20 protein-coding genes are annotated in these 20,740 nt (G+C 65.4%); 7 read left to right on the forward strand and 13 right to left on the reverse strand.

Going from position 1 to position 20,740, the window contains the following annotated elements; all coding sequences use genetic code 11:
• The first annotated feature begins 76 nt into the window (after positions 1 to 76).
• From NFH66_RS08950 to NFH66_RS08960, 3 genes are read left to right on the forward strand one after another with little or no spacing between them, the layout of a single operon-like run.
• Positions 77 to 1,231 (forward strand): glycosyltransferase family 4 protein, encoded by a 1,155-nt coding sequence (locus tag NFH66_RS08950; RefSeq protein WP_349609980.1) that lies wholly within the window; start codon positions 77 to 79, stop codon positions 1,229 to 1,231.
• A complete protein-coding gene (locus NFH66_RS08955) occupies positions 1,203 to 1,745 on the forward strand; it encodes a phosphatase PAP2 family protein (protein ID WP_349609981.1) in 543 nt (180 codons plus the stop codon). The genes NFH66_RS08950 and NFH66_RS08955 overlap by 29 nt, the downstream gene beginning before the upstream one ends.
• A 24-nt stretch (positions 1,746 to 1,769) precedes the next feature.
• Positions 1,770 to 2,381, forward strand: a complete 612-nt coding sequence (locus NFH66_RS08960; protein ID WP_349609982.1) for an alpha-ketoglutarate-dependent dioxygenase AlkB family protein — start codon at positions 1,770 to 1,772, stop codon at positions 2,379 to 2,381.
• Between the two features lie 195 nt (positions 2,382 to 2,576).
• On the opposite strand, the gene NFH66_RS08965 is transcribed toward NFH66_RS08960, so the two are convergent.
• A complete protein-coding gene (locus tag NFH66_RS08965; RefSeq protein ID WP_349609983.1) occupies positions 2,577 to 3,983 on the reverse strand; it encodes an alanine/glycine:cation symporter family protein in 1,407 nt (468 codons plus the stop codon).
• Positions 3,984 to 4,542: 559 nt separating this feature from the next.
• Here NFH66_RS08965 and gcvH point away from each other — a divergent pair.
• Both gcvH and gcvP read left to right on the forward strand, forming a co-directional pair.
• Positions 4,543 to 4,935 carry a glycine cleavage system protein GcvH gene (gene gcvH, locus NFH66_RS08970; protein ID WP_349609984.1) on the forward strand — a complete coding sequence of 131 codons (393 nt, stop codon included), beginning with the start codon at positions 4,543 to 4,545 and terminating at the stop codon, positions 4,933 to 4,935.
• Between the two features lie 106 nt (positions 4,936 to 5,041).
• On the forward strand, positions 5,042 to 7,936 hold the full coding sequence (gene gcvP, locus NFH66_RS08975) for an aminomethyl-transferring glycine dehydrogenase (protein WP_349609985.1): 2,895 nt from the start codon (positions 5,042 to 5,044) through the stop codon (positions 7,934 to 7,936).
• Positions 7,937 to 8,026: 90 nt separating this feature from the next.
• Here gcvP and NFH66_RS08980 read toward each other — a convergent pair whose 3' ends face one another.
• The gene (locus tag NFH66_RS08980; RefSeq protein WP_349609986.1) at positions 8,027 to 8,950 is read right to left on the reverse strand and encodes a LysR family transcriptional regulator; all 924 of its coding nucleotides are present in this window, start codon (positions 8,948 to 8,950) and stop codon (positions 8,027 to 8,029) included.
• 99 nt (positions 8,951 to 9,049) lie between these two features.
• On the opposite strand from NFH66_RS08980, the gene ppnN reads away from it, so the two are divergent.
• The gene (gene ppnN, locus NFH66_RS08985; RefSeq protein WP_349609987.1) at positions 9,050 to 10,411 is read left to right on the forward strand and encodes a nucleotide 5'-monophosphate nucleosidase PpnN; all 1,362 of its coding nucleotides are present in this window, start codon (positions 9,050 to 9,052) and stop codon (positions 10,409 to 10,411) included.
• Positions 10,412 to 10,510: 99 nt separating this feature from the next.
• Here the strand turns inward: ppnN and NFH66_RS08990 are convergent, their stop codons facing one another.
• Complete coding sequence (locus NFH66_RS08990) at positions 10,511 to 10,876, reverse strand: hypothetical protein (protein ID WP_349609988.1); 366 nt, start codon at positions 10,874 to 10,876, stop codon at positions 10,511 to 10,513.
• 1 nt (position 10,877) lies between these two features.
• Positions 10,878 to 11,342, reverse strand: coding sequence for a flavodoxin domain-containing protein (locus NFH66_RS08995; protein WP_349609989.1), 465 nt, complete (start codon positions 11,340 to 11,342; stop codon positions 10,878 to 10,880).
• Between the two features lie 190 nt (positions 11,343 to 11,532).
• Here NFH66_RS08995 and NFH66_RS09000 point away from each other — a divergent pair, with 190 nt between their 5' ends.
• Positions 11,533 to 11,742, forward strand: coding sequence for a DUF2788 domain-containing protein (locus tag NFH66_RS09000; RefSeq protein ID WP_349609990.1), 210 nt, complete (start codon positions 11,533 to 11,535; stop codon positions 11,740 to 11,742).
• 90 nt (positions 11,743 to 11,832) lie between these two features.
• On the opposite strand, the gene NFH66_RS09005 is transcribed toward NFH66_RS09000, so the two are convergent.
• From NFH66_RS09005 to NFH66_RS09045, 9 genes are all read right to left on the reverse strand, one after another.
• Entirely contained in the window at positions 11,833 to 12,135 is a 303-nt protein-coding gene (locus tag NFH66_RS09005; protein WP_349609991.1) for an integration host factor subunit alpha, read from the reverse strand.
• An 87-nt stretch (positions 12,136 to 12,222) separates the two neighbouring features.
• Entirely contained in the window at positions 12,223 to 14,619 is a 2,397-nt protein-coding gene (gene pheT, locus NFH66_RS09010) for a phenylalanine--tRNA ligase subunit beta (protein WP_349609992.1), read from the reverse strand.
• A gap of 40 nt (positions 14,620 to 14,659) precedes the next feature.
• Complete coding sequence (gene pheS, locus NFH66_RS09015) at positions 14,660 to 15,679, reverse strand: phenylalanine--tRNA ligase subunit alpha (RefSeq protein WP_349609993.1); 1,020 nt, start codon at positions 15,677 to 15,679, stop codon at positions 14,660 to 14,662.
• Between the two features lie 126 nt (positions 15,680 to 15,805).
• A complete protein-coding gene (gene rplT / locus NFH66_RS09020; protein ID WP_349609994.1) occupies positions 15,806 to 16,159 on the reverse strand; it encodes a 50S ribosomal protein L20 in 354 nt (117 codons plus the stop codon).
• Between the two features lie 35 nt (positions 16,160 to 16,194).
• Positions 16,195 to 16,389 carry a 50S ribosomal protein L35 gene (rpmI, locus tag NFH66_RS09025; protein ID WP_023006837.1) on the reverse strand — a complete coding sequence of 65 codons (195 nt, stop codon included), beginning with the start codon at positions 16,387 to 16,389 and terminating at the stop codon, positions 16,195 to 16,197.
• Positions 16,390 to 16,503: 114 nt separating this feature from the next.
• Positions 16,504 to 17,046: a translation initiation factor IF-3 gene (gene infC / locus NFH66_RS09030; protein ID WP_349611693.1), complete on the reverse strand. Its 543-nt coding sequence runs from the start codon at positions 17,044 to 17,046 to the stop codon at positions 16,504 to 16,506.
• 11 nt (positions 17,047 to 17,057) lie between these two features.
• Positions 17,058 to 18,977 carry a threonine--tRNA ligase gene (gene thrS, locus NFH66_RS09035; protein WP_349609995.1) on the reverse strand — a complete coding sequence of 640 codons (1,920 nt, stop codon included), beginning with the start codon at positions 18,975 to 18,977 and terminating at the stop codon, positions 17,058 to 17,060.
• A 275-nt stretch (positions 18,978 to 19,252) separates the two neighbouring features.
• On the reverse strand, positions 19,253 to 19,906 hold the full coding sequence (locus tag NFH66_RS09040) for an OmpA family protein (protein WP_349609996.1): 654 nt from the start codon (positions 19,904 to 19,906) through the stop codon (positions 19,253 to 19,255).
• Between the two features lie 262 nt (positions 19,907 to 20,168).
• Positions 20,169 to 20,636 carry a DUF2489 domain-containing protein gene (locus tag NFH66_RS09045; protein WP_349609998.1) on the reverse strand — a complete coding sequence of 156 codons (468 nt, stop codon included), beginning with the start codon at positions 20,634 to 20,636 and terminating at the stop codon, positions 20,169 to 20,171.
• Positions 20,637 to 20,740: the final 104 nt, after the last annotated feature.

The raw sequence follows: 20,740 nt of genomic DNA on the forward strand, positions 1-20,740 counted from the left end.
CCTGTCGCCGACCTGTCATTTGCTTCCATCATCCTTGTGGCAACTGGGCGCAAGCCCACCTGCGACGAGGATGGTGATGCGCATCTGTCTGGTCAGCGAGACCTGGACGCCCGAGGTCAACGGCGTCGCTCATACCCTGGCACAACTGAGTGGCGAGCTGCTCGCCCGCGGCCATTGCCTGCAGCTGATCCGTCCGCGACCGTCGGTACCGGGTTCCGCCGCAGGCGTGGCCCACGAGCTTCAGGTCCCGGGACTGGCCGTACCGGGCTATCGCCAGGTCCGCCTCGGCCTGCCCAGCGGAAAGCATATCGCCAGGTGGTGGCGCGAGACGCCGCCCGATGTCGTCTACCTGGCCACCCAGGGGCCACTGGGCTGGTCCGCCCAGCGAGTCGCACGCCGCCTCGGGCTGCCGGTGGTCGCGGGCTGGCACACCAACTTCGACCACTACTGCCGGGACTACGGCCTCCCCTGGCTGGCACCGCTCGTGGAGGCGCGCCTGCGCGCCTTTCACAACCGCTGCGCGGCGACCCTGGTGCCGACCCACGCCCGGCGCGATGACCTGAGGCGACGCGGCTTCCAGGGGCTGCGCTGCATGGCCCGCGGGATCGATGGCACGCGCTTCGCCCCGGGCCACCGCGACGAGGCCCTGCGCAGCCGCTGGGGCGCGGGTCCGCACACTCCGGTGGCGCTGCATGTCGGCCGGCTGGCCCCGGAGAAGAACCTCGACCTGCTGCGCGACAGCTTTCGTGCCATGCGGGCCGCCCATCCCGAGCTGCGCCTGGTCATCATCGGCGACGGACCCTCCCGGCGCTCCCTTGAGCGCAGCCTGCCGGAAGCCCATTTCACCGGTTTCGTGTCGCCCGATGCGCTGCCCCGGCACTACGCCAGCGCCGACCTGTTCCTGTTTCCCTCACTCTCGGAGACCTGGGGCAACGTGCTGCTGGAGGCCATGGCCAGCGGCCTGGGAGTGATCGCCTTTCGTCACGCCGCCGGCGCCGAATTGATCGACGATGGCCACAACGGCCTCTCGCTGTGCGCCGGCGACGAGGCCGGCTTCCGCGACGCCGCCGTGGCGCTCTGTCAGCACCCTGCCCGCTGGGCACGGCTGGGACGAGCCGCCCGCAGCCGGGCTCTCGACTACACCTGGCCCGCCATCACCGACACCTTCCTCTCCACCCTCGAGGATGCCCGGGAGAATCGCCATGCGACCGCACATCCCTACCATGTTTGAACACCTCGACATGCTCGAATGGCAGCTCTGTCGACGCCTGGGCCGCTATAACCTCTACCGCCCCTGGCTGTTCACCCTGCGCCTGGCCAGCGGCTTGGGCGACTGGCCGGCCTGGGTGGCGCTGATTGCTGCCCTGCCCCTGCTGCATCCCGAGGCGGGCTGGCAATACCTGCTCCAGTACTCCCTGACCGCCCTGATCGCAATCGGCGTCTACCGGTTGCTCAAGACGCGGCTGTGTCGTGAACGCCCTTTCATCACCTTCGTGGGCAACGTCAGCCGGCAAGCGCCGGCGCGGGATCGCTACAGCTTCCCTAGCGGCCACAGCATGCATGCCGTGATGTTCCTGACCCTGACCTCGAGCCACCTGCCCTGGCTGGCCCCCTGGCTAGTGCCACTGGTGATACTGATCGCCCTCTCCCGGGTGGGGCTGGGCCTGCACTACGCCAGCGACGTGCTCGCCGGAGGGCTGATCGGGCTGCTGTTCGCGTGGGGCAGCCTGGCCCTCGCCGGCTGAGCGCCACCGTGGCATGCTTGGATCATGCCGATCGAGACCCTGCTGACCGACCCGCCCATATGGCTCATGGATCCCCTGCTGGAGGCGCCTGATGCCAGTGCACTGCTCGCCATCCTCGATGCCGAGCTCGCCTGGCAGCGTCCTGCCCTGCGCCTCTTCGGTCGTGAGCACCCCATCCCGCGCCAGCAGGTCTGGATGGGGGCCCCCGAGGCAAGCTATCGCTATTCCGGCCGTGAATTCCTGCCCGACCCCTGGCATCCCGCCGTGGCCGAGCTGCGCGAGCGGACAATCACCGCCCTGGCCACCACAGGCCTCGAGGCCCGCTTCAACAGCGTGCTGCTCAACCGCTACGCCACCGGGGAGGAGCGCATGGGTTGGCACAGCGATGATGAACCCGAACTGGGCCACGCACCGTTGATCGCCGCGCTGAGCCTGGGCGCCGAGCGCCCCTTGCGTTTCCGCTGGAAGAACCGCCAGGCCCCGGCCTTTAACGTCTGGCTGCCCCATGGCAGCCTGCTGGTGATGGGACACGGCACCCAGGAACGGCTGCAGCACGCCTTGCTGCCACGTTGCCTGCCAGGATTGCGTATCAGCCTGACCTTTCGCAGGGTGCTGAGCGACCACCACGGCCGCTGAGTCCCTGCTGGGTGATATCGCCGCCGCGGCAGATCGTTTCCGAAGGAATAAGATAACGGTATATATCCGATCATATGGCAGGCGCTGCGCCATCCATGGGCCCGGGGGCATACCGCGCCCGATCGACACCCGGACCGCAAAGCAGAGAGGCGCCCCGCGGGGCGCCTCTCTGCTGACAGCATGCCTAGCGGAACGTCACGACTTGTCGTGATCCAGCTCCTCGCCCGGCAGTACTTCTTCGCCATTGAAGTAGGCGCGCGCCAGCTTGAACACCACCGGCGACAGCAGCGCCAGGGCGATCAGGTTGGGAATGGCCATCATGGCGTTGAAGGTATCGGCCATCAGCCAGATGAAGCCCAGCTGCGCCATAGCTCCCAGCGGGATCGCCAGGACGAACAGCACCCGGTAGAGCATGATCGAGCGCGTGCCGAACAGGAACTGGAAGCACTTCTCGCCGTAGAAGGACCAGCCCAGGATGGTAGTGAAGGCAAACACCGCCAGCGCCAGCGACACGATCTGGTTGCCCATGCCCGGCAACGCCTCATCGAAGGAGAGCGCCGTCAGCGAGGCACCGGCTTCACCGGTCTCCCAGACGCCCGCCGTCAGGATCACCAGGGCGGTGATGGAGCAGACGATGATGGTATCGATGAAGGTGCCCAGCATGGCGATCAGACCCTGGCGAACCGGGCTCTTGGTCTGGGCGGCGGCATGGGCGATGGGCGCACTGCCCAGGCCCGCCTCGTTGGAGAACACCCCGCGGGCCACGCCGAAGCGGATGGCGGCCATCACTGCCGCACCCGCGAAGCCACCCATGGCGGCATGGGGATTGAAGGCATAGTAGAAGATCATGCCGAAGGCGCCGCCGATCTGATCGGCGTTGACGACCAATACGGTCAGGCCGGCGAGCACATAGAGGATGCCCATGATCGGCACCAGCTTGCCCGCCACCTTGGCGATGCGCTTGATGCCGCCCAGGATCACCGCGCCGGCCAGCACCATGATCACCACCCCGGTGATCCAGTGCGGCAGGCCGAAGGTGGAGTCCAGCGCGTCCGCCACGGAGTTGGACTGCACGGTGTTACCGATGCCGAAGGCGGCCACCGCACCGAAGAAGGCGAAGGCGCCGGCGAGCCACAGCCACTTACGTCCCAGGCCGTTCTTGATGTAGAACATCGGGCCGCCGACATGGTAGCCGGTGCTGTCGGTCTCGCGATAGCGCACCGCGAGCACGGCCTCGGAGAACTTGGTGGCCATGCCGACCAGGGCGGTGATCCACATCCAGAACACCGCGCCGGGCCCCCCCAGGGCGATGGCGGTGGCCACACCGGCGATGTTACCGGTGCCGATGGTGGCGGAGAGAGCCGTCATCAGGGCGTTGAAGGGCGAGATCTCCCCCTCCTGCTCCTTGGCCTTCGTCTCGCCGGGCTCCAGCTTGCGATCGCGCCCTTGCCACATCAGGCTGAAGCCCGTGCCAAGCTTGCGGATCGGCATCAGCTTGAGCCCGGCCTGAAGATAGATCCCCACCCCGAGCAACAGGATGAGCATCAGCGGCCCCCACACCACGCCGTTGACGGCGCCGAAGATACTGTTCAAGGTTTCCACGTGAATCTCCCTAAGCAATTATTGTTGTGTGCCGCGGTTCAACGCTCCCAACCCGTGGCCCCAGGGCCCGATGCCGCCAGAGCCGATGCCACTTAAAGCATATGATCCACCGGGATACGGCCTTCCTGGCGCGCAAACCACAGCACAAGCCCGCGTAAGATAGCGGATTCTACGGCCATGACACCACCCACACGAACGACGTAGATTCAACACCGGCGGCCCCATATCAGGCAAGAGTTTCCGATCAGAAACCTGTAGTCTCACTCGCGCAGCGTAGCGCTTGTCAGGATAGACCGGCAGGCGCTCGGCGTCGCCTGGGCGTATCCGTCTTCGCAGGAGACAGAATCGGGCTGTCCGCCTCACCCCGGCGAGCCTGCTGGACGGCAGCTTTAGCCCTCGCCGCCGGGTCATCCAGGCTGGACGGATGCGCCGCGACGAGCCACCCTGAATGGTGAGCCCCCGCCCTGCGAGTCCGGCGAACGGCGTGGGACTCGCCAAACGCTGCCAATGGCGGTAGCATTCGCCCTACCTGGAAAAACTTTTCTTATAGGAAATTTCGATGAGCTCTATTCCTGCCAATCTGCGCTACGCCGAAAGCCACGAGTGGGTCCTCGACAACGGCGACGGCACCGTGACCATCGGTATCAGCGACCACGCCCAGGAGTCGCTGGGCGACGTGGTGTTCGTCGAACTGCCCGAAGTCGGCCGCAGCCTCGAGCTGAAGGAAGAGTTCGGCGTTGTCGAGTCGGTCAAGGCCGCCTCCGACCTCTACGCGCCGGTAGCCGGCGAGGTCATCGCCGTCAACGAGGCCCTGGAAGATGCCCCCGAGACGCTGAACGAGTCACCCTATGAGGATGGCTGGATCATGAAGGTGCGCCTCGAGGATGCGACGCACCTCGACAACCTGCTGGACGCCGACGGCTACGAGGCCGTGGCCAGCGCCGACGACTGAACCTGCTGCGACTATCTGGATGGCCCCGACCCGTGGGTCGGGGTTCCGACGATCCGCCGTGCCGCTCCCTTGGCAGCCGGCCCCATTTTCATCGACAGGGTGTTACATGGCTCTCGACAACCGCCGCCTGGCCGACCTGGCCGCTCATGATGCCTTCATCCAACGCCACAACGGCCCCCGCGAGCAGGAGGTGGCATCCATGCTCGCCGAGCTCGACATGGCAAGCCTGGACACCCTGATCGAACGCACCGTGCCCGCCGATATCCGGTTGGGCCGTGAGCTCGACCTCGACCCGCCCAAGAGCGAGGCCGAGGCGCTCGACTACCTGAAGCGCCTGGCCGCTCAGAACCGTCCCTTCAAGAGCTATCTGGGCCAGGGCTACCACGGCACCCACCTGCCCACGGTGATCCAGCGTAACGTGCTGGAAAATCCCGGCTGGTATACCGCCTATACGCCCTACCAGCCCGAGATCTCCCAGGGACGCCTGGAGGGATTGCTCAACTTCCAGCAGGTGGTCATGGACCTGACCGGCATGGAGCTGGCCAACGCCTCCCTGCTCGACGAGGCCACCGCTGCCGCCGAGGCCATGGCGTTGTGCCGGCGCGCCAACAAGAAGACCAAGAGCGAGGTCTTCTTCGTCGCCGATGATGTGCTGGCCCAGACCCTGGACGTGGTACGCACCCGTGCCGCCTACTTCGGCTTCGAGCTGGTGGTGGCACCGGCGGAACAGCTCGCCGAGGTCGACGCCTTCGGCGCCCTGCTCCAGTACCCCGGCGAGAGTGGCCAGGTGCGTGACCTCGCCCCGCTGATCGAGACCGCCCGGCAGCGCGGCATCATGACCTGCGTGGCCGCCGACATCATGGGGCTGGTGCTGCTCAAGGAGCCCGGCGCGCTGGGCGCCGACATCGTGGTCGGCTCCACCCAGCGTTTCGGCGTGCCGATGGGCTTCGGTGGTCCGCATGCCGCCTTCTTCGCCACCACCGACAAGCTCAAGCGTTCGATCCCGGGCCGCATCATCGGCGTCTCGAAGGACAGCCGTGACGGCCAGGCCCTGCGCATGGCGATGCAGACCCGCGAGCAGCACATCCGTCGCGAGAAGGCCACCTCCAACATCTGCACCGCCCAGGCGCTGCTGGCCAACATCGCTGGCTTCTACGCCGTCTACCACGGCGCCGAAGGGCTGCGCACCATCGCCGGCCGCATCCATCGCTTGACCACCATCCTGGCGCTGGGCCTGCGTGACAAGGGCGTTGCCCTGGCCCATGACAGCTGGTTCGACACCCTGCGCCTGACCGGCCTGGATGCCGGCAAGGTCTACGGTCGCGCCCTGACCCACCAGATCAATCTGCGCTACTTCGACGACGGCGACATCGGCGTCAGTCTCGACGAGACCACCACCGCCCACGACCTCGACACGCTGTTCGACGTGCTGCTCGATGAGGAGCACGGTCTCTCGGTGCGCGAACTGGACGAACGCGCAGTGGCCGAAGGGGCGAGCGGCATCCCCGCGGCCTGCCGTCGCGACAGCGACTTCCTGACCCACCCCACCTTCACGCGTTACCGCAGCGAAACCGAGATGCTGCGCTACCTCAAGCGCCTGGAGAACAAGGACCTGTCGCTGGCCCACGCCATGATTCCGCTGGGCTCATGCACCATGAAGCTCAACGCCACCAGCGAGATGATCCCGATCACCTGGCCGGAATTCGCCGAGGTACACCCCTTCGTGCCCCGCGACCAGGTCGCCGGCTACCGGCAGATGATCGGCGAGCTCTCGGCATTCCTGGTGGAGATCACCGGTTACGACCATATCTCCATGCAGCCCAACTCCGGTGCCCAGGGCGAGTACGCCGGGCTGGTCGCCATTCGCCGCTACCAGGCCTCCATCGGCGAGGGGCATCGCAATATCTGCCTGATTCCCAGCTCCGCCCACGGCACCAACCCCGCCTCGGCGGCCATGGTGGGCATGGAGGTCGTGGTGGTAGAGTGCGACGCCGACGGCAATATCGACGTCGATGACCTGCGCGCCAAGGCCGAGAAGCACGGCGATGCCCTCTCGGCGATCATGATCACCTACCCCTCCACCCACGGCGTCTTCGAAGCCGGGGTGCGCGAGGTGTGCGAGATCGTCCACGCCCTCGGCGGCCAGGTCTACGTCGATGGCGCCAACATGAACGCCCAGGTAGGCCTCTCGCGTCCCGGCGACTTCGGCGGCGACGTCAGCCACCTCAACCTGCACAAGACGTTCTGCATTCCCCATGGTGGCGGCGGCCCGGGCATGGGGCCGATCGGCGTCAAGGCGCACCTGGCTCCCTTCGTCTCCAACCACGTGGTCACCCCTATCGACGGCGTCAATGCCGAGTGCGGCGCCGTGGCGGCGGCGGCCTTCGGCAGCGCCTCGATCCTGCCGATCTCCTGGGCCTATATCAAGATGATGGGCGCCCGCGGTCTGCGCGAGGCCACCGAGCTTGCCATCCTCAACGCCAACTACATTGCCAAGCGCCTGGGCGAGCACTACCCGGTGCTCTACAAGGGCGAGAACGGCACCGTGGCCCACGAATGCATCATCGATATTCGTCCGCTCAAGGCGGCCTCGGGCATCAGCGAGGAGGATATCGCCAAGCGCCTGATAGACTATGGCTTCCACGCCCCTACCATGTCCTTCCCGGTGCCCGGCACGCTGATGATCGAACCCACCGAATCGGAGTCGCGCTACGAGATCGACCGCTTCTGCGACGCCATGATCAGTATCCGCCAGGAGATCGCCCGCGTGGAGGCCGGCGAGTGGCCCGCCGACAATAACCCGCTGGTCAGGGCACCGCACACCATGGCCGACCTCATGGACGAGGCCTGGGAGCGCCCCTACTCCCGCGAGCTCGGCGCCTTCCCCAGCGAGGCGGTCAAGGCAGCCAAGTACTGGCCGGCGGTCAATCGCGTCGACAACGTCTTCGGCGACCGCCAGCTGATCTGCTCCTGCCCGAGCATCGACGCGTATCGTGACTGACGCCCGTCCCTGCGCACGCACGATATGACAGGGCCCCGCCACGGCGGGGCCCTGTCGCGTTCGGGGGCAGGCACTGTTGGATAGGCGACGCTAGAGCGAGGCTCCCACCTCGGTTGGGTCGCCGTAGCCGTGCTGTGCCATGCGTCGCTGCTCGCGGAAGTCCTCCAGCAGGCGCACGTAGCGCCGCGGCATCTCACTGCCCGCCCGGGTCACATGATACAACGTCTCGTGAACGGCCACGGGCAGCTCTAGCGCCTTGACCTGACGCTGCCAGGGCGAGGTCTCCAGCACCGGCCGTGATACCACCGTGAAGCCCAGGCCACGGGCCACGGCATCCAGCACCATGCCTACCTCGTTGGTGAAGCCCTGGCGGCGAAAGTGGCTCATGGAGCGAAACTCCCGGGGGAAGTTGCCACGCAGCAGCGCACTGGCATGATTCAGGCCGTCGAAGTAGCTGATGAAGCCGATCCCCATCAGATCGGCCAGGCCGGTACCGGTAAAGTCCGCCGGCACCACCAGGCACAGCGGTTCGCGATGCCAGGGGGTCACTTCCAGGTCGGGATGTCGCATGGGCTCGGTGACGATGCCCAGGTCATAGCGCCCCGCCAGAACATCCTGGGAGATCTCCTGATTGAAGGCGAAGCTGTAGCTCACCGTCAGCCCCGGATACATCTGCTGCTGGCCGAGCAGGAAGGGGTAGAGCATGGTGCCGACGCTGCCCGGCGAGGCCAGCCGACAGTCGCCCGAATAGGTGGAGTCGGCGTCCAGCGAGTGACGGAACTGCTCGTGCTCGGCGAACAACTTGAGGGCGTAGTCATACGCCCGACGGCCCGCCTCGGTGAGGGTGAAGCGTCGACCGTGTCGCTCCAGCAGGGACTTGTCGAGATAGCGCTCCAGCTTGCGTACATGCTGGCTGACCCCGGGCTGGGTCATCTCCAGCCGATGCGCGGTCTGGGTGAAGCTGCCGGTCTCGACCAGGGTGATGAAGGTACGAAAGTAGAGCGCATTGAACATGGCGGATCACACGGCGGGGGGAGCCTCGATTCTATCACTGCCCCCGCACCCGGCGTGATAGCATCGAGGGGCACTTTCCCGCACGACAAGGACGCCCGCATGCCCGACACCATCTCCACCACCATCTCGCCGGAAGGCAGCCTCGAGATCCTCTCCCAGCACGAGGTGGCACGCCTTCACGACACGTCCCAGGCCGGCCTGCACGACCTGTTGCGCTGCTGCGCCTTGGCGGTGCTCAACTGCGGCTCACCCACCGACGACGGCCTGGCGCTGCTGGAGGCCTATTCCGACTTCGACATCGAGGTGATTCCCCAGGATCGCGGCATCCGCCTGAAGCTCACCAACGCCCCGGCCGAGGCCTTCGTCGACGGCAGGATGATCCGCGGCATCCGCGAGCATCTCTCCGCGGTGCTGCGCGACATCGTCTATGTCTACAACGAGATCCAGGGCCACCAGCGTTTCGACCTGACCACCGGCGAGGGCACCACCAATGCGGTGTTCCATATCCTGCGCAAGGCCGGCACCCTGAAGCCGGGTGTCGACCCCAGCCTGGTGGTGTGCTGGGGCGGGCACTCGATCTCCCGTGAAGAGTACGACTACAGCAAGGATGTAGGCTACCACCTGGGGCTGCGCGAGCTGGACATCTGCACCGGCTGCGGCCCCGGTGCCATGAAGGGGCCGATGAAGGGGGCCAACGTCGCCCATGCCAAGCAGCGTCGCCACCAGGGCCGCTACCTGGGGGTCTCGGAGCCCGGCATCATCGCCGCCGAGGCGCCCAACCCCATCGTCAACGAGCTGGTGGTGATGCCCGACATCGAGAAGCGCCTGGAGGCCTTCGTGCGCCTCGGCCACGGCATCATCGTCTTCCCCGGCGGCGTGGGCACCGCCGAGGAGATCCTCTACCTGCTGGGGATCCTGCTGCACCCCGACAACGCCGACATGGCGCTGCCGGTGATCTTCACCGGCCCCTCCAGCAGTGCCGCGTACTTCCGGCGCATCGACGAGTTCCTGGCCTATACCCTCGGCGACCAGGCGCGTCGTCGCTACCGCATCATCATCGACGACCCCACCGAGGTGGCGCGCACCATGCGCAAGGGGATCGACGAGGTGGCCGAGTACCGTCGCGCACGCCAGGATGCCTTCTACTTCAACTGGCGGCTGACCATCGACCGCCCCTTCCAGGCCCCCTTCGAGCCGACCCACCAGGCCATGGCAGGCCTGACGCTCGATCGCGACCAGCCGGTGCATGAACTGGCGGCCAACCTGCGCCGCGCCTTCTCCGGAATCGTCGCCGGCAACGTCAAGGAGTACGGCATCCGGGCGATCAAGGCCCACGGCCCCTTCCGGCTCAACGCCGAACCGGAGCTGATGGCGCGCCTGGACGAACTGCTCGACTCCTTCGTCGTTCAGGGTCGGATGAAGCTCTCCGGTAACTACGAGCCCTGCTATACGCTGGGATAAGGGGCAAGCTGCAATACACAACAGGGCTCACTAACACAAGGAGCAAGCCAAGGGGTTTCCTTGTCGCTTGCTCCTTGGGGCTGGCAGCCGATGGCTGGCTTAACGCGGCGCCCTTACCCACAGTGACAGGGCGTGCAGCAGCAGTCCCAGGGTGGCGCCATGGGCAATCAGCAACTCCCAGCCGATGAAATCGCTGAACAGGGCGTGCCAGCCCCCCATGCCGGCCAGACCAGCCACCAGGCAGAGCCCCAGGCGCCCCACCAGGCGAGGCAGCCGAGCCCGTTGCGCGGCGGTCAGCAGGCGCCACTGCAGCATGCCCACCACGCCCACTACCGCCAGCGCTATCAGAATCAGGTTGAGGCGGTTCTCGTGCCCCCCTACCAGGTAGCGCGGCAGGGTAGCAAGCATCAGCAGGGCGAGGCCCAGCAACAGGCTGAGCCGCTCCGGCGTCGGCTGGGGCCCCATCTTAGGCAACCTTCAGCCGCTGCGACTCGATCCACTCCTCCACCCAGGGAAGCGCGGCATCGTCGGCCATGAAGGTCTCCATGGCATCGACTTCCAGGCGCTCGCCCAGCCGCTGGGCGCCCTGCCCCGCGAGCAGCTCATCGAGCTGGCGGCCAGCACCGCAGAAGGTCTCGCCATAGGAGCTGTCGCCCAGGGCGATCAACCCGTAGCGCAACCAGCCGAGGCCGGGGCTCTTCTCGGCGATGGAGTTGGCGAAGGGCGCGAAGGTGCCAGGGTAGTCGCCGTTGCCAGTGGTGGAGACACAGAACAGCGCCAGGTCGGTCGTCGCGGCGTCGAGGTCGCCCAGGGTCGGGTTCTCGAGGATGGCGACCTCATGACCGGCCTCCTCGAACAGCGGCTTGACCTGCTCGGCAACGTCCAGCGCGCCGCCATACATGGTGCCAACGAAGATCTTCAGCATGGGCATGTCACGGATTTACCTGAGAAATATACGCGAATAATAACATGTCTCTGCGCCGCCTCGCATCCACCTCGCCCAGCCGCTCGCCACGCCTGGACCTGGATCAAGAGCGTGGCATTTCGTCGCAGGCGCCACGCTGCAGCGAGGAGGAATAACCCACTAGAATGGTGGGCTTTTACCCCCTGGCGGAGATAGCATGCAGCAGACCTTCGAGGCGTGGATCACCCCACTGATGATCGGCGGGCTGATCGTGTTCATGTGCTTCATCATCTGGGACCTGGCGAAGAAGTCCAATGCCGGGCGCTTCGGCACGCTAATGCTGTTCGTGGTGTTGGGCGCCGGCATGCTCGGCTATGTGCTCAAGGTGGTCATCACCTGGGTGCTGGAGAACGGTGGCGCCGTCTAGCGCAGCCCGCCACCATATGCACCGCCCACGCAAAGGGCCACCCTCGTGGGAGAGTGGCCCTTGCGCGTGTCACGGCGGAGGCTTGCCGGCTCAGTGATGCTCGCCGCGGTAGCCTTCCACCTGGCTCTTGAGCTTCTGGCCGGGGCGGAAGGTCACCACGCGCCGAGCGGAGATGGGGATCTCCTCCCCCGTCTTGGGGTTGCGACCGGGCCGCTCGCGCTTGTCACGCAGGTCGAAGTTGCCGAACCCGGACAGCTTGACCTGTTCGTTCTCGCGCAGGCAGCCGCGGATCTCATCGAAGAAGGCCTCCACCATTGACTTGGCCTCCCGCTTGGAGAGGCCGAGCTCGGCATGCAGGTGTTCGGCCAGCTCCGCCTTGGTCAGTGCGCCCATCGTCACTCTCCCTCTAGGCCCATCCCGGCCAACCCGGGTCCGATAGGTGGCCGATACCAGCCTGCCTCATCCCGCAACGCGCAGCCTCTAACCGCGTAGCTCGGCACCCAGATGCTGGCGGGACTCATTGACGATGGCATCGACCAACTTATTGATTTCCTCGTCATTAAGCGTGCGCGAAGGATGCTGCCAGGTCAAGCCCAGGGCGACGCTCTTGCGACCTTCCGCCACGCCCTTACCCTGATAGACGTCAAACAGCCGGCACTCGGTCAGCCATTCGCCGGCCTGCGCGCGCAGGGTATCCAGCAGTGCCTGCACCGGCAGCTCCTCGTCGACCAGGAAGGCCAGGTCGCGGCGCACCTCGGGAAAGCGCGACAGCGGCATGAAGGCCGGCACACGACCGAGGGTCAAGGCATCGAGGCGCACTTCGAAGAGCACTGCCTCCGCCTTGAGCCCCAGCTGGGCGCGTACCGCAGGATGCAGGGTGCCGATCCAGCCGGCCTCCTCGCCACGATGCAGGATACGGGCGCACTGCCCCGGGTGGAGCGAGGGATGCTCGGCGGGTTCGAAGCGCCACGCCTCGGCGTCGCCCCCCATGGCCAGCAGGCTCTCGAGATCGCCCTTGAGATCGAAGAAGTCCACCGATTCACGGCTGCCCGCCCAGCCTTCCGGCTCGCGGGAGCCGCAGGCCAGGGCACCGAGCATCGGGATCTGCGCCAGCCCATCGAGCTCGCCGCGGAAGACCAGGCCGCTCTCGAACAGCCGCACTCGGCTCTGCTGACGATTGAGGTTATGTTGCAGCGCCCGCACCAGCCCCGGAAAGAGGCTGGCGCGCATCACCGAGAGATCTGCGGAAATGGGGTTGGCCAGCACCGGCGATACCGCCTCGGGCAGCAGGGTCTTCTGCAGCTCGGGCGCCACGAAGCTATAGGTCACGGCTTCCTGGTAACCTCGGGCCACCATCTGGCGGCGCAGCCTGGCCAGGGGTGTGCGTGCCTCATGGTCCAGGCGCAGGCCCAGCCGCGCCTGGGGACGGCGCACGGGAAGGCGGTTGTAACCGTGGATGCGGGCCACCTCCTCGATCAGATCCTCCTCGATGGCAATATCGAACCGCCAGCTGGGAACCTCGACGCGCCAGCCCGACTCGGTGGTCTCGACCCGCATGCCCAGGCGCTCGAGAATCTCGCCGACCTCGGCGCCGGCAAGCGCCTTGCCCAGCGCCTGTTCGAGGCGTGCACTGCGCAGGACGACGCGGCGGGCCTCCGGCAGATGAGCTTCGCTTGCCACCTCCACCAGGGGGCCGGCCTCCCCCCCCACGATCTCCAGTAGCAAGGCCGTGGCACGCTCGGCGGCCTCGCGAGCCAGCCGCGGATCGACGCCGCGCTCGAAGCGATGGGAGGCGTCGGTATGCAGACCATAGGTGCGTGCCTGGCCGGCTACCGCCAGGGGGGTGAAGAAGGCCGACTCCAGGAAGATATCTCGGGTCGTCTCGTTGACCCCGGAGTGCTCGCCCCCCATGACGCCGGCAATGGCCAACGGGCCACGTTCGTCGGCAATCACCAGGGTCGAGGCGTCCAGGCTGACGTCCTGGCCATCGAGCAGCACCAGTTGCTCCCCTTCCCGGGCCAGGCGCACGATCACCGCACCCTGCAGGTTCGCGCGGTCGAAGGCGTGCAACGGCTGGCCCAGCTCGAGCATGACATAGTTGGTGATATCCACCACTGGGTCGATGCTGCGAACCCCACCGCGACGCAGGCGCTCCACCATCCACAACGGCGTCTCGACGGTGACATCGACCCCCGTGATCAGGCGTCCGATATAGCGCGGACAACGCTCGGCATCCTCGACCCGCACCGGAAAGCTGTCAGCATGGGACGGGGCGACCGCCTCGCAGGCGGGCTCCTGCACCACCAGGCGGTTGAGCACGCCGACCTCCCGCGCCAGGCCCTTGAGGCTCAGGCAGTCACCGCGATTGGGGGTCAGATCCACCTCGATGGTGTGGTCGTCGAGGCCCATCCAGGCGCGGAAGTCCTCGCCTGTCGGCGCGCCAGCGGGAAGCTCCAGGATACCCGGGGAGGTCTCCTCCTCCAGGCCCAGCTCCGAGGCGGAGCAGATCATGCCACGGGACTCCTGGCCCCGCAGCTTGGCCTTCTTGATCTTGAAACCCGACGCCTTGGCATCATCGGGCAGCACGGCGCCCACCCGGGCGAAGGCCACCTTCTGGCCCACCGCCACGTTGGGTGCGCCACACACCACCTGCACCGGCTCGCCGCTGCCGTCGTCGACCCGGCATACGCTGAGCTTGTCAGCATCCGGGTGCTGCGCCTTATCCACCACCTCGGCCACCACCACCCCCTCGAAGGCCGCGGCAACCGGCTCCACGGCGTCCACCTCGAGGCCGGCCATGGTGATCTGGTCGGCCAGGGCCTGGGTTCCGAGCTGAGGCGAGACCCACTCGCGCAGCCACTGTTCGGAAAATTTCATGGCAAATCCTATCGCTGTGTTCTGCTTATCCGGTGGACGATCAGGCGAACTGGCGCAGGAAGCGCAGGTCGTTGTCGAAGAACAGCCGCAGGTCATTGACCCCGTAGCGCAACATCGCCAGGCGCTCGGCCCCCATGCCAAAGGCGAAGCCGGTATAGCGCTCGCTGTCGATGCCGGAGTGGCGGAACACCTCGGGGTGGACCATGCCGCAGCCCATCACCTCGAGCCAGCCGCTCTGCCCGCACACGCGGCAACCGTCGCCGCCGCACATCACGCACTGGATATCGACCTCGGCGGACGGCTCGGTGAAAGGGAAATAGGAGGGACGGAAGCGCACCGAGAGGTCGTCACGCTCGAAGAAGGCGTGCAGAAAGTCCTCGATGGTGCCCTTGAGGTCGGCGAAGCTCACGTCCTCATCCACCAGCAGCCCCTCCACCTGGTGGAACATGGGCGTGTGGGTGAGATCCGAGTCGCTGCGATAGACCCGCCCCGGGCACACGATACGGATCGGCAGCCTGCCCTCTTTCATGGTCCGCACCTGTACCGGCGAGGTGTGGGTGCGCAGCAACCGGGTGGCATCGAAGTAGAAGGTATCGGCCATGCCCCGCGCCGGATGGTGGGCGGGAATGTTGAGGGCCTCGAAGTTGTGGTAGTCGTCCTCGATCTCCGGACCGACCGCCACGTCATAGCCGATACGCGTGAACAGCCCCTCGATACGCTCCAGGGTGCGAGTCACCGGGTGGAGCCCACCGCTGAGCTGCCCCCTGCCAGGCAGCGTGACGTCGAGCCTCTCGGCCGTGAGGCGCGCCTCGAGGGCAGCCTTCTCGAGGCTCGCCTTGCGTGACTCGAGCTCGCCGTTCAGGGCCTGCTTGGCCTCGTTGATGCGCTCGCCGGCGGCCGGGCGCTCGGCGGGGGGCAGTTTGCCCAGCCCCTTGAGCAGCGCGGTGATCTCGCCCTTCTTGCCGAGGTAGCGCACGCGCAGCTCTTCCAGGGACGCGATGCTGCCGCAGGCCTGGATCGCCTGGCGGGCCTCGGTGACCAGGTTGGGAAGGTGGTCCATCCGTTGCGCTCCGAATTCGATACGTAAAACACAGGGCTAAAAAAACAGGGGAAGAGCGGCTGCTCTTCCCCTGCGACGTCTGCGACTCTCCGGGTGAAACCGGAGAGCCAGAAATGACGCTATCTCTTACTGGGCAGCCTTGGCCTTCTCGACGATGGCAGCGAAGGCTGCCTTCTCGTTGACGGCCAGGTCCGCCAGGACCTTGCGGTCAATCTCGATGCCGGCCTTCTTCAGGCCGCCAACGAAACGGCTGTAAGAGAGGCCGTACTGGCGTGCGCCGGCGTTGATGCGCTGGATCCACAGGGCGCGGAACTGGCGCTTGCGCTGACGACGGTCGCGATAGGCGTACTGGCCGGCCTTGATGACCGCCTGCTTGGCGACGCGAAAGACACGACTGCGGGCACCGTAGTAACCCTTGGCCTGCTTGAGAATCTTCTTGTGACGACGACGGGCGACAACGCCACGCTTGACACGAGTCATAACTTACTCCTGACGAAAATGGGACCTACCAAGGGTTACAGGTTGGGCAGCATCCGCTGGATGAGCGCCTTGTCCGCGTCGTGGATCTGCTTCATGCCACGCAGATGACGCTTACGCTTGGTGGACTTCTTGGTCAGGATGTGGCTACGGAACGACTGCTTGTGCTTGAAGCCGTTGGCCGTCTTCTTGAAGCGCTTGGCAGCGCCGCTGTTGCTCTTTATCTTCGGCATGAGAATAACTCCGCTCGATGTTCTTCAGAAAACCCGTGGCCGACGCGAAACGCTGACGCCTCCCGCCCGTTTGACCGGCCATCGGATCACTTCTTTTGGTACTGCTGGTACCGCTTACTGCTTCTTCTTCGGGGCAATGATCATGATCATCTGGCGACCTTCCATCTTGGGGAAGGACTCCACGGTCCCGAGCTCCTCGAGGTCGGCGGCAATCCGCTCCATCAGCTTGCGACCGATGTCCTGGTGTGCCATCTCACGACCGCGAAAACGCAGGGTGACCTTGCCCTTGTCACCGCCTTCGAGGAAACGCGTCAGGTTTTTCATCTTGACCTGATAGTCGCCCTCATCGGTGCCAGGCCGGAACTTGACTTCCTTGACCTGAATCTGCTTCGTCTTCTTCTTCTGAGCTGCCTTCTGCTTCTTCTGCTCGAAGACGAACTTGCCGTAATCCATGATCTTGCACACGATCGGATCGGCATTGGAAATCTGCACGAGATCCATACCGTCGGCTTCGGCACGCTCCAGCGCCTCGCTGGTGGGCACGATGCCCAGCTGCTCGCCGTCGCTGCCGATCAGGCGAACCTGATCCTCGGTAATACGCTCGTTCATGGGTGGACGCTTATCCTGAGGGCGTCCACGTTGGTTGCTACGCTTGATGTTCCGTCTCCTTAGGCAATTGACGAATGTCTCTCACCGAGTTCGTTGCCGAGGCGCGCCATGAGTTCATCGACAGTCATGGTGCCAAGGTCTTCACCGCTGCGCGTACGCAGGGCAACCGAATCGGCTTCGACTTCCTTATCTCCCACCACCAGGAGATAGGGAACTTTCTGCAAGGTATGCTCGCGGATTTTAAAGCCGATCTTCTCATTCCTCAAGTCCGCCTTGACGCGCAAGCCGAATTTCTGCAGACGACGCTCCAGGTTCAGCGCGAATTCCCGCTGGGAATCGGTGATATTGAGGATCGCCGCCTGCTGTGGCGCCAGCCACAGCGGCATGGCACCGGCGTAGTGCTCGATCAGGATACCCAGGAAGCGCTCGAAGGAGCCGAGAATCGCACGGTGCAGCATCACCGGTGTCTTGCGCGCGCCGTCCTCGTCGACGAACTGAGCACCGAGGCGGCCCGGCAGGTTGAAGTCGAGCTGCAGGGTGCCGCACTGCCAGACGCGATTGAGGCAGTCGCGCAGGGAGAACTCGATCTTGGGTCCGTAGAAGGCCCCCTCGCCGGGCTGCAGCTCCCACTCCAGGCCGGTGGCGTTCAACGCCGCCTCGAGGCCCGCTTCGGCGCGGTCCCACAGCTCCGGCTCGCCCATGAAATCATCGGGGCGCGTCGACAGCTTGAGCTCCACATCGTCGAAGCCAAGGTCGCGATAGACCTTGAGAGTCAAGGCGATGAACGCCTCGGCCTCAGCCTGGATCTGCTTCTCGCTGCAGAAGATATGCGCATCATCCTGGGTGAAGCCGCGCACCCGCATCAGCCCATGCAATGAACCGGAGGGCTCGTTGCGGTGACAGCTGCCGAACTCCGCCAGGCGCAGCGGCAGGTCACGGTAGCTCTTGAGCCCCTGATTGAACACCTGCACATGACAGGGGCAGTTCATGGGCTTGATGGCGTAGTCGCGCTTCTCCGACTCGGTAGTGAACATCAGCTCACTGTAGTGCCCCCAGTGGCCGGACTTCTTCCACAGCGAGAGATCCACCACCTGGGGCGTCTTGATCTCCTGGTAGCCGTTCTCGATCTGGACCCGGCGCATGTACTGTTCGAGTGCCTGGTACATGGTCCAGCCATTGGGGTGCCAGAACACCATGCCCGGCGCCTCCTCCTGAAGGTGGAAGAGGTCCATCTTGCGCGCCAGCTTGCGGTGATCGCGCTTCTCCGCCTCCTCGAGACGCTTGAGGTAGGCCTTGAGCTGCTTCTTGTCGGGCCAGGCGGTACCGTAGATACGGGTCAGCATGGGCTTGGCAGCATCGCCGCGCCAGTAGGCACCGGCCAGCTTGGTGAGCTTGAATGCCTTCAGTTGCCGGGTATTGGGCACATGGGGGCCCCGGCACATGTCGATGTACTCTTCGTGATGGTAGAGGCGGATGCTCTCGCCCTCCGGTATCTCGCGGATGATCTCCTGCTTGTAGGGCTCATCGCGCTGCTGGAAGGTCAGCATCGCCTGGTCGCGACCGACATATTCACGGACCACGTTGTAGTCCTTGTCGATCAGCTCCTTCATGCGCTTCTCGATGGCTTCCAGGTCCTCGGGGGTCGCCGACCGACCGAAGTCGATATCGTAGTAGAAGCCATCCTCGATGACCGGGCCAATGGCCATCTTCGCCTCGGGATAGAGCTGCTTCACGGCATGACCGATCAGGTGAGCGCAGGAGTGGCGTACCACCTCCAGCCCCTCGGGATCCTTGGCGGTGAGGATGGCCACCTCGGCATCATGTTCGATGACGTCGGCGGCATCGACCGGTACGCCATTGATCTTGCCAGCCACGCAGGCCTTGGCGAGTCCGGGGCCGATATCCTCGGCCAACTGCATCACGGTAAGCGGTTCGTCGAAGCGTCTCTGGCTGCCGTCGGGCAGGGTCACGATGGGCATGAAGGGGTCCTTTCGCGCAGTGGTGGCCCATACGAAAGACCACATGTCGCAGTGAACGAAGAGTGGAAGCGAACTGTCAGCCGGCGCCCGACCATCGCCAGAGGCGCGGCGGGCGCCAGGCGAGACGGTGTCGGTCCGTGCCGGATGACGCGCTACGATAGCAAAGCGCCAGGTCGGGCGCCACAGTCCAGACGCAGCAAGCCAGACGCAGCAGGGGCGCCCGAAGGCGCCCCTGCCTCGCGAACTCAGGGAGTTCGCTTGAGATTGAACCGAACTTACTGGCTCATGATCTCCACACGACGGTTCATGGCACGGCCTTCGTCGGTCTCGTTGGTGGCGACCGGACGCTCCTCGCCATAACCCACGGTGCGCATGCGATCAGCGGCGACACCCTGGCTCATCAGGAAGCTGGCCACGGAATCGGCACGCTCCTGGGACAGTTTCAGGTTGTACTCGTTGGAACCCACCGCATCGGTATGACCGGCGATGGTCACGAGAACCTCGGGGTTGTTGTTCAGGGTAGAGGCCACTTCGTTCAGCTCATACTCGGCACCGGGGCGCAGCTCGGCAGAGTCGAAGGCGAAGGTGACATCACTGGACAGGGTCACCGGCTCGAAGGGCTCGGGCTCGGGTTCCGGCTCGGGCATCGGCTCGGGCTCGGCCACCGGCTCCGGGGTACGATCGGCACACAGCAGGGCACCTGCTGCTGAGCCAACGCCGGCACCGACAACGCCGCCGGTTTCTTCATCGGACTCACCGCTGGTGGCATAACCGATCCCGCCACCGATCAGAGCACCAGCAATACCGCAGGTAATCGGCTGCTGATACCAGGGCTTGTCGGATGAGGGGGTAGTATTGGGGGTGGCACAGCCGGAGAGGCCGACCACCAGAGCAGAACCGAGCAGCAAGCCAGTCGTGGACTTCTTCATATGAAACTCCTTCTCTTTTCTTTTATCGCTCCAGGGCAGGCAACCGCTTACCGCCTCCCAGATGATCCCGACGATCGGGTGTTGCGATCTACGCCGCAACATCCATGCCGTGACTCAGCGACTTCATGAGAATATTCACTGGCCTCGACACGCTGCCAAGCTTGCAGTAGCCCGGCAGATCTTTCAATCGCACGCCGCTAGATTAGCAGAATCGCGGCGAAATCGCACAGCGTTCGATAAACAGCTCGATCGCAGCGAGTGATCAATGCAGGCTCGCCGGCCAGTCGCGCCGAAAGACCAGCACCGCCCGCGCCGCCTCGGTGACGGCATGGCGATGCTCCTCCTCGACGGCGAGGCGCTCCTTGTCCTCCTTGAGGCGCTCCTTGGGGCTGAGCGCCTGGCGCGCCTCGTGGGTGTGGAGGTGCCGGGTCAGGGCATGTACTTCGCCGAAGGGGCGGAAGCTCTCGCGCTCCAGCAGACGCGAGTCGAGTATCTCCAGCAATACCTTGCAGCGCCAGGCGCCCTCGGTGATATCGACCTGCTCCTGAAGCAGCGCAGCGGCCACCAGCTCGAGATTCTCCAGGCAGTTCTGATGGGCGCGGTTCAGCTCCTCCTGCTGGTTGGCCTTGCGCCGACGCACCTCGCGCCACAGGGTAAAGGCATAGGCGCCAAGGCCGGCGATGATTACCAGGGCTAGGCCGGCAAGGATCAGGGCAGTGGTGGTACTCATCGGGGATCACCGTGGTAGCACAGGAAATGAGCTATCGATTCTACCCGCTTGTGCGCCATCACCCCAACGCTCGCCCGAACCGTCCCGGCGTGGGAGTGGACCGC

Source organism: Halomonas sp. H10-9-1 (genome assembly GCF_040147005.1).
Lineage (GTDB): Bacteria > Pseudomonadota > Gammaproteobacteria > Pseudomonadales > Halomonadaceae > Halomonas.

Bases quoted from the DNA above. Each gene is read 5' to 3' on its own strand.
- thrS (WP_349609995.1), bottom strand. From the start codon at position 18,977: ATGCCCATCGTGACCCTGCCCGACGGCAGCCAGAGACGCTTCGACGAA.
- NFH66_RS08980 (WP_349609986.1), bottom strand. From the start codon at position 8,950: ATGTTCAATGCGCTCTACTTTCGTACCTTCATCACCCTGGTCGAGACC.
- NFH66_RS08950 (WP_349609980.1), top strand. From the start codon at position 77: ATGCGCATCTGTCTGGTCAGCGAGACCTGGACGCCCGAGGTCAACGGC.
- gcvH (WP_349609984.1), top strand. From the start codon at position 4,543: ATGAGCTCTATTCCTGCCAATCTGCGCTACGCCGAAAGCCACGAGTGG.
- ppnN (WP_349609987.1), top strand. From the start codon at position 9,050: ATGCCCGACACCATCTCCACCACCATCTCGCCGGAAGGCAGCCTCGAG.
- NFH66_RS08960 (WP_349609982.1), top strand. From the start codon at position 1,770: ATGCCGATCGAGACCCTGCTGACCGACCCGCCCATATGGCTCATGGAT.
- rpmI (WP_023006837.1), bottom strand. From the start codon at position 16,389: ATGCCGAAGATAAAGAGCAACAGCGGCGCTGCCAAGCGCTTCAAGAAG.
- pheS (WP_349609993.1), bottom strand. From the start codon at position 15,679: ATGGACCACCTTCCCAACCTGGTCACCGAGGCCCGCCAGGCGATCCAG.
- rplT (WP_349609994.1), bottom strand. From the start codon at position 16,159: ATGACTCGTGTCAAGCGTGGCGTTGTCGCCCGTCGTCGTCACAAGAAG.
- NFH66_RS08990 (WP_349609988.1), bottom strand. From the start codon at position 10,876: ATGGGGCCCCAGCCGACGCCGGAGCGGCTCAGCCTGTTGCTGGGCCTC.
- NFH66_RS09045 (WP_349609998.1), bottom strand. From the start codon at position 20,636: ATGAGTACCACCACTGCCCTGATCCTTGCCGGCCTAGCCCTGGTAATC.
- gcvP (WP_349609985.1), top strand. From the start codon at position 5,042: ATGGCTCTCGACAACCGCCGCCTGGCCGACCTGGCCGCTCATGATGCC.
- NFH66_RS09000 (WP_349609990.1), top strand. From the start codon at position 11,533: ATGCAGCAGACCTTCGAGGCGTGGATCACCCCACTGATGATCGGCGGG.
- pheT (WP_349609992.1), bottom strand. From the start codon at position 14,619: ATGAAATTTTCCGAACAGTGGCTGCGCGAGTGGGTCTCGCCTCAGCTC.
- NFH66_RS09005 (WP_349609991.1), bottom strand. From the start codon at position 12,135: ATGGGCGCACTGACCAAGGCGGAGCTGGCCGAACACCTGCATGCCGAG.
- NFH66_RS09040 (WP_349609996.1), bottom strand. From the start codon at position 19,906: ATGAAGAAGTCCACGACTGGCTTGCTGCTCGGTTCTGCTCTGGTGGTC.
- NFH66_RS08955 (WP_349609981.1), top strand. From the start codon at position 1,203: ATGCGACCGCACATCCCTACCATGTTTGAACACCTCGACATGCTCGAA.
- NFH66_RS08995 (WP_349609989.1), bottom strand. From the start codon at position 11,342: ATGCCCATGCTGAAGATCTTCGTTGGCACCATGTATGGCGGCGCGCTG.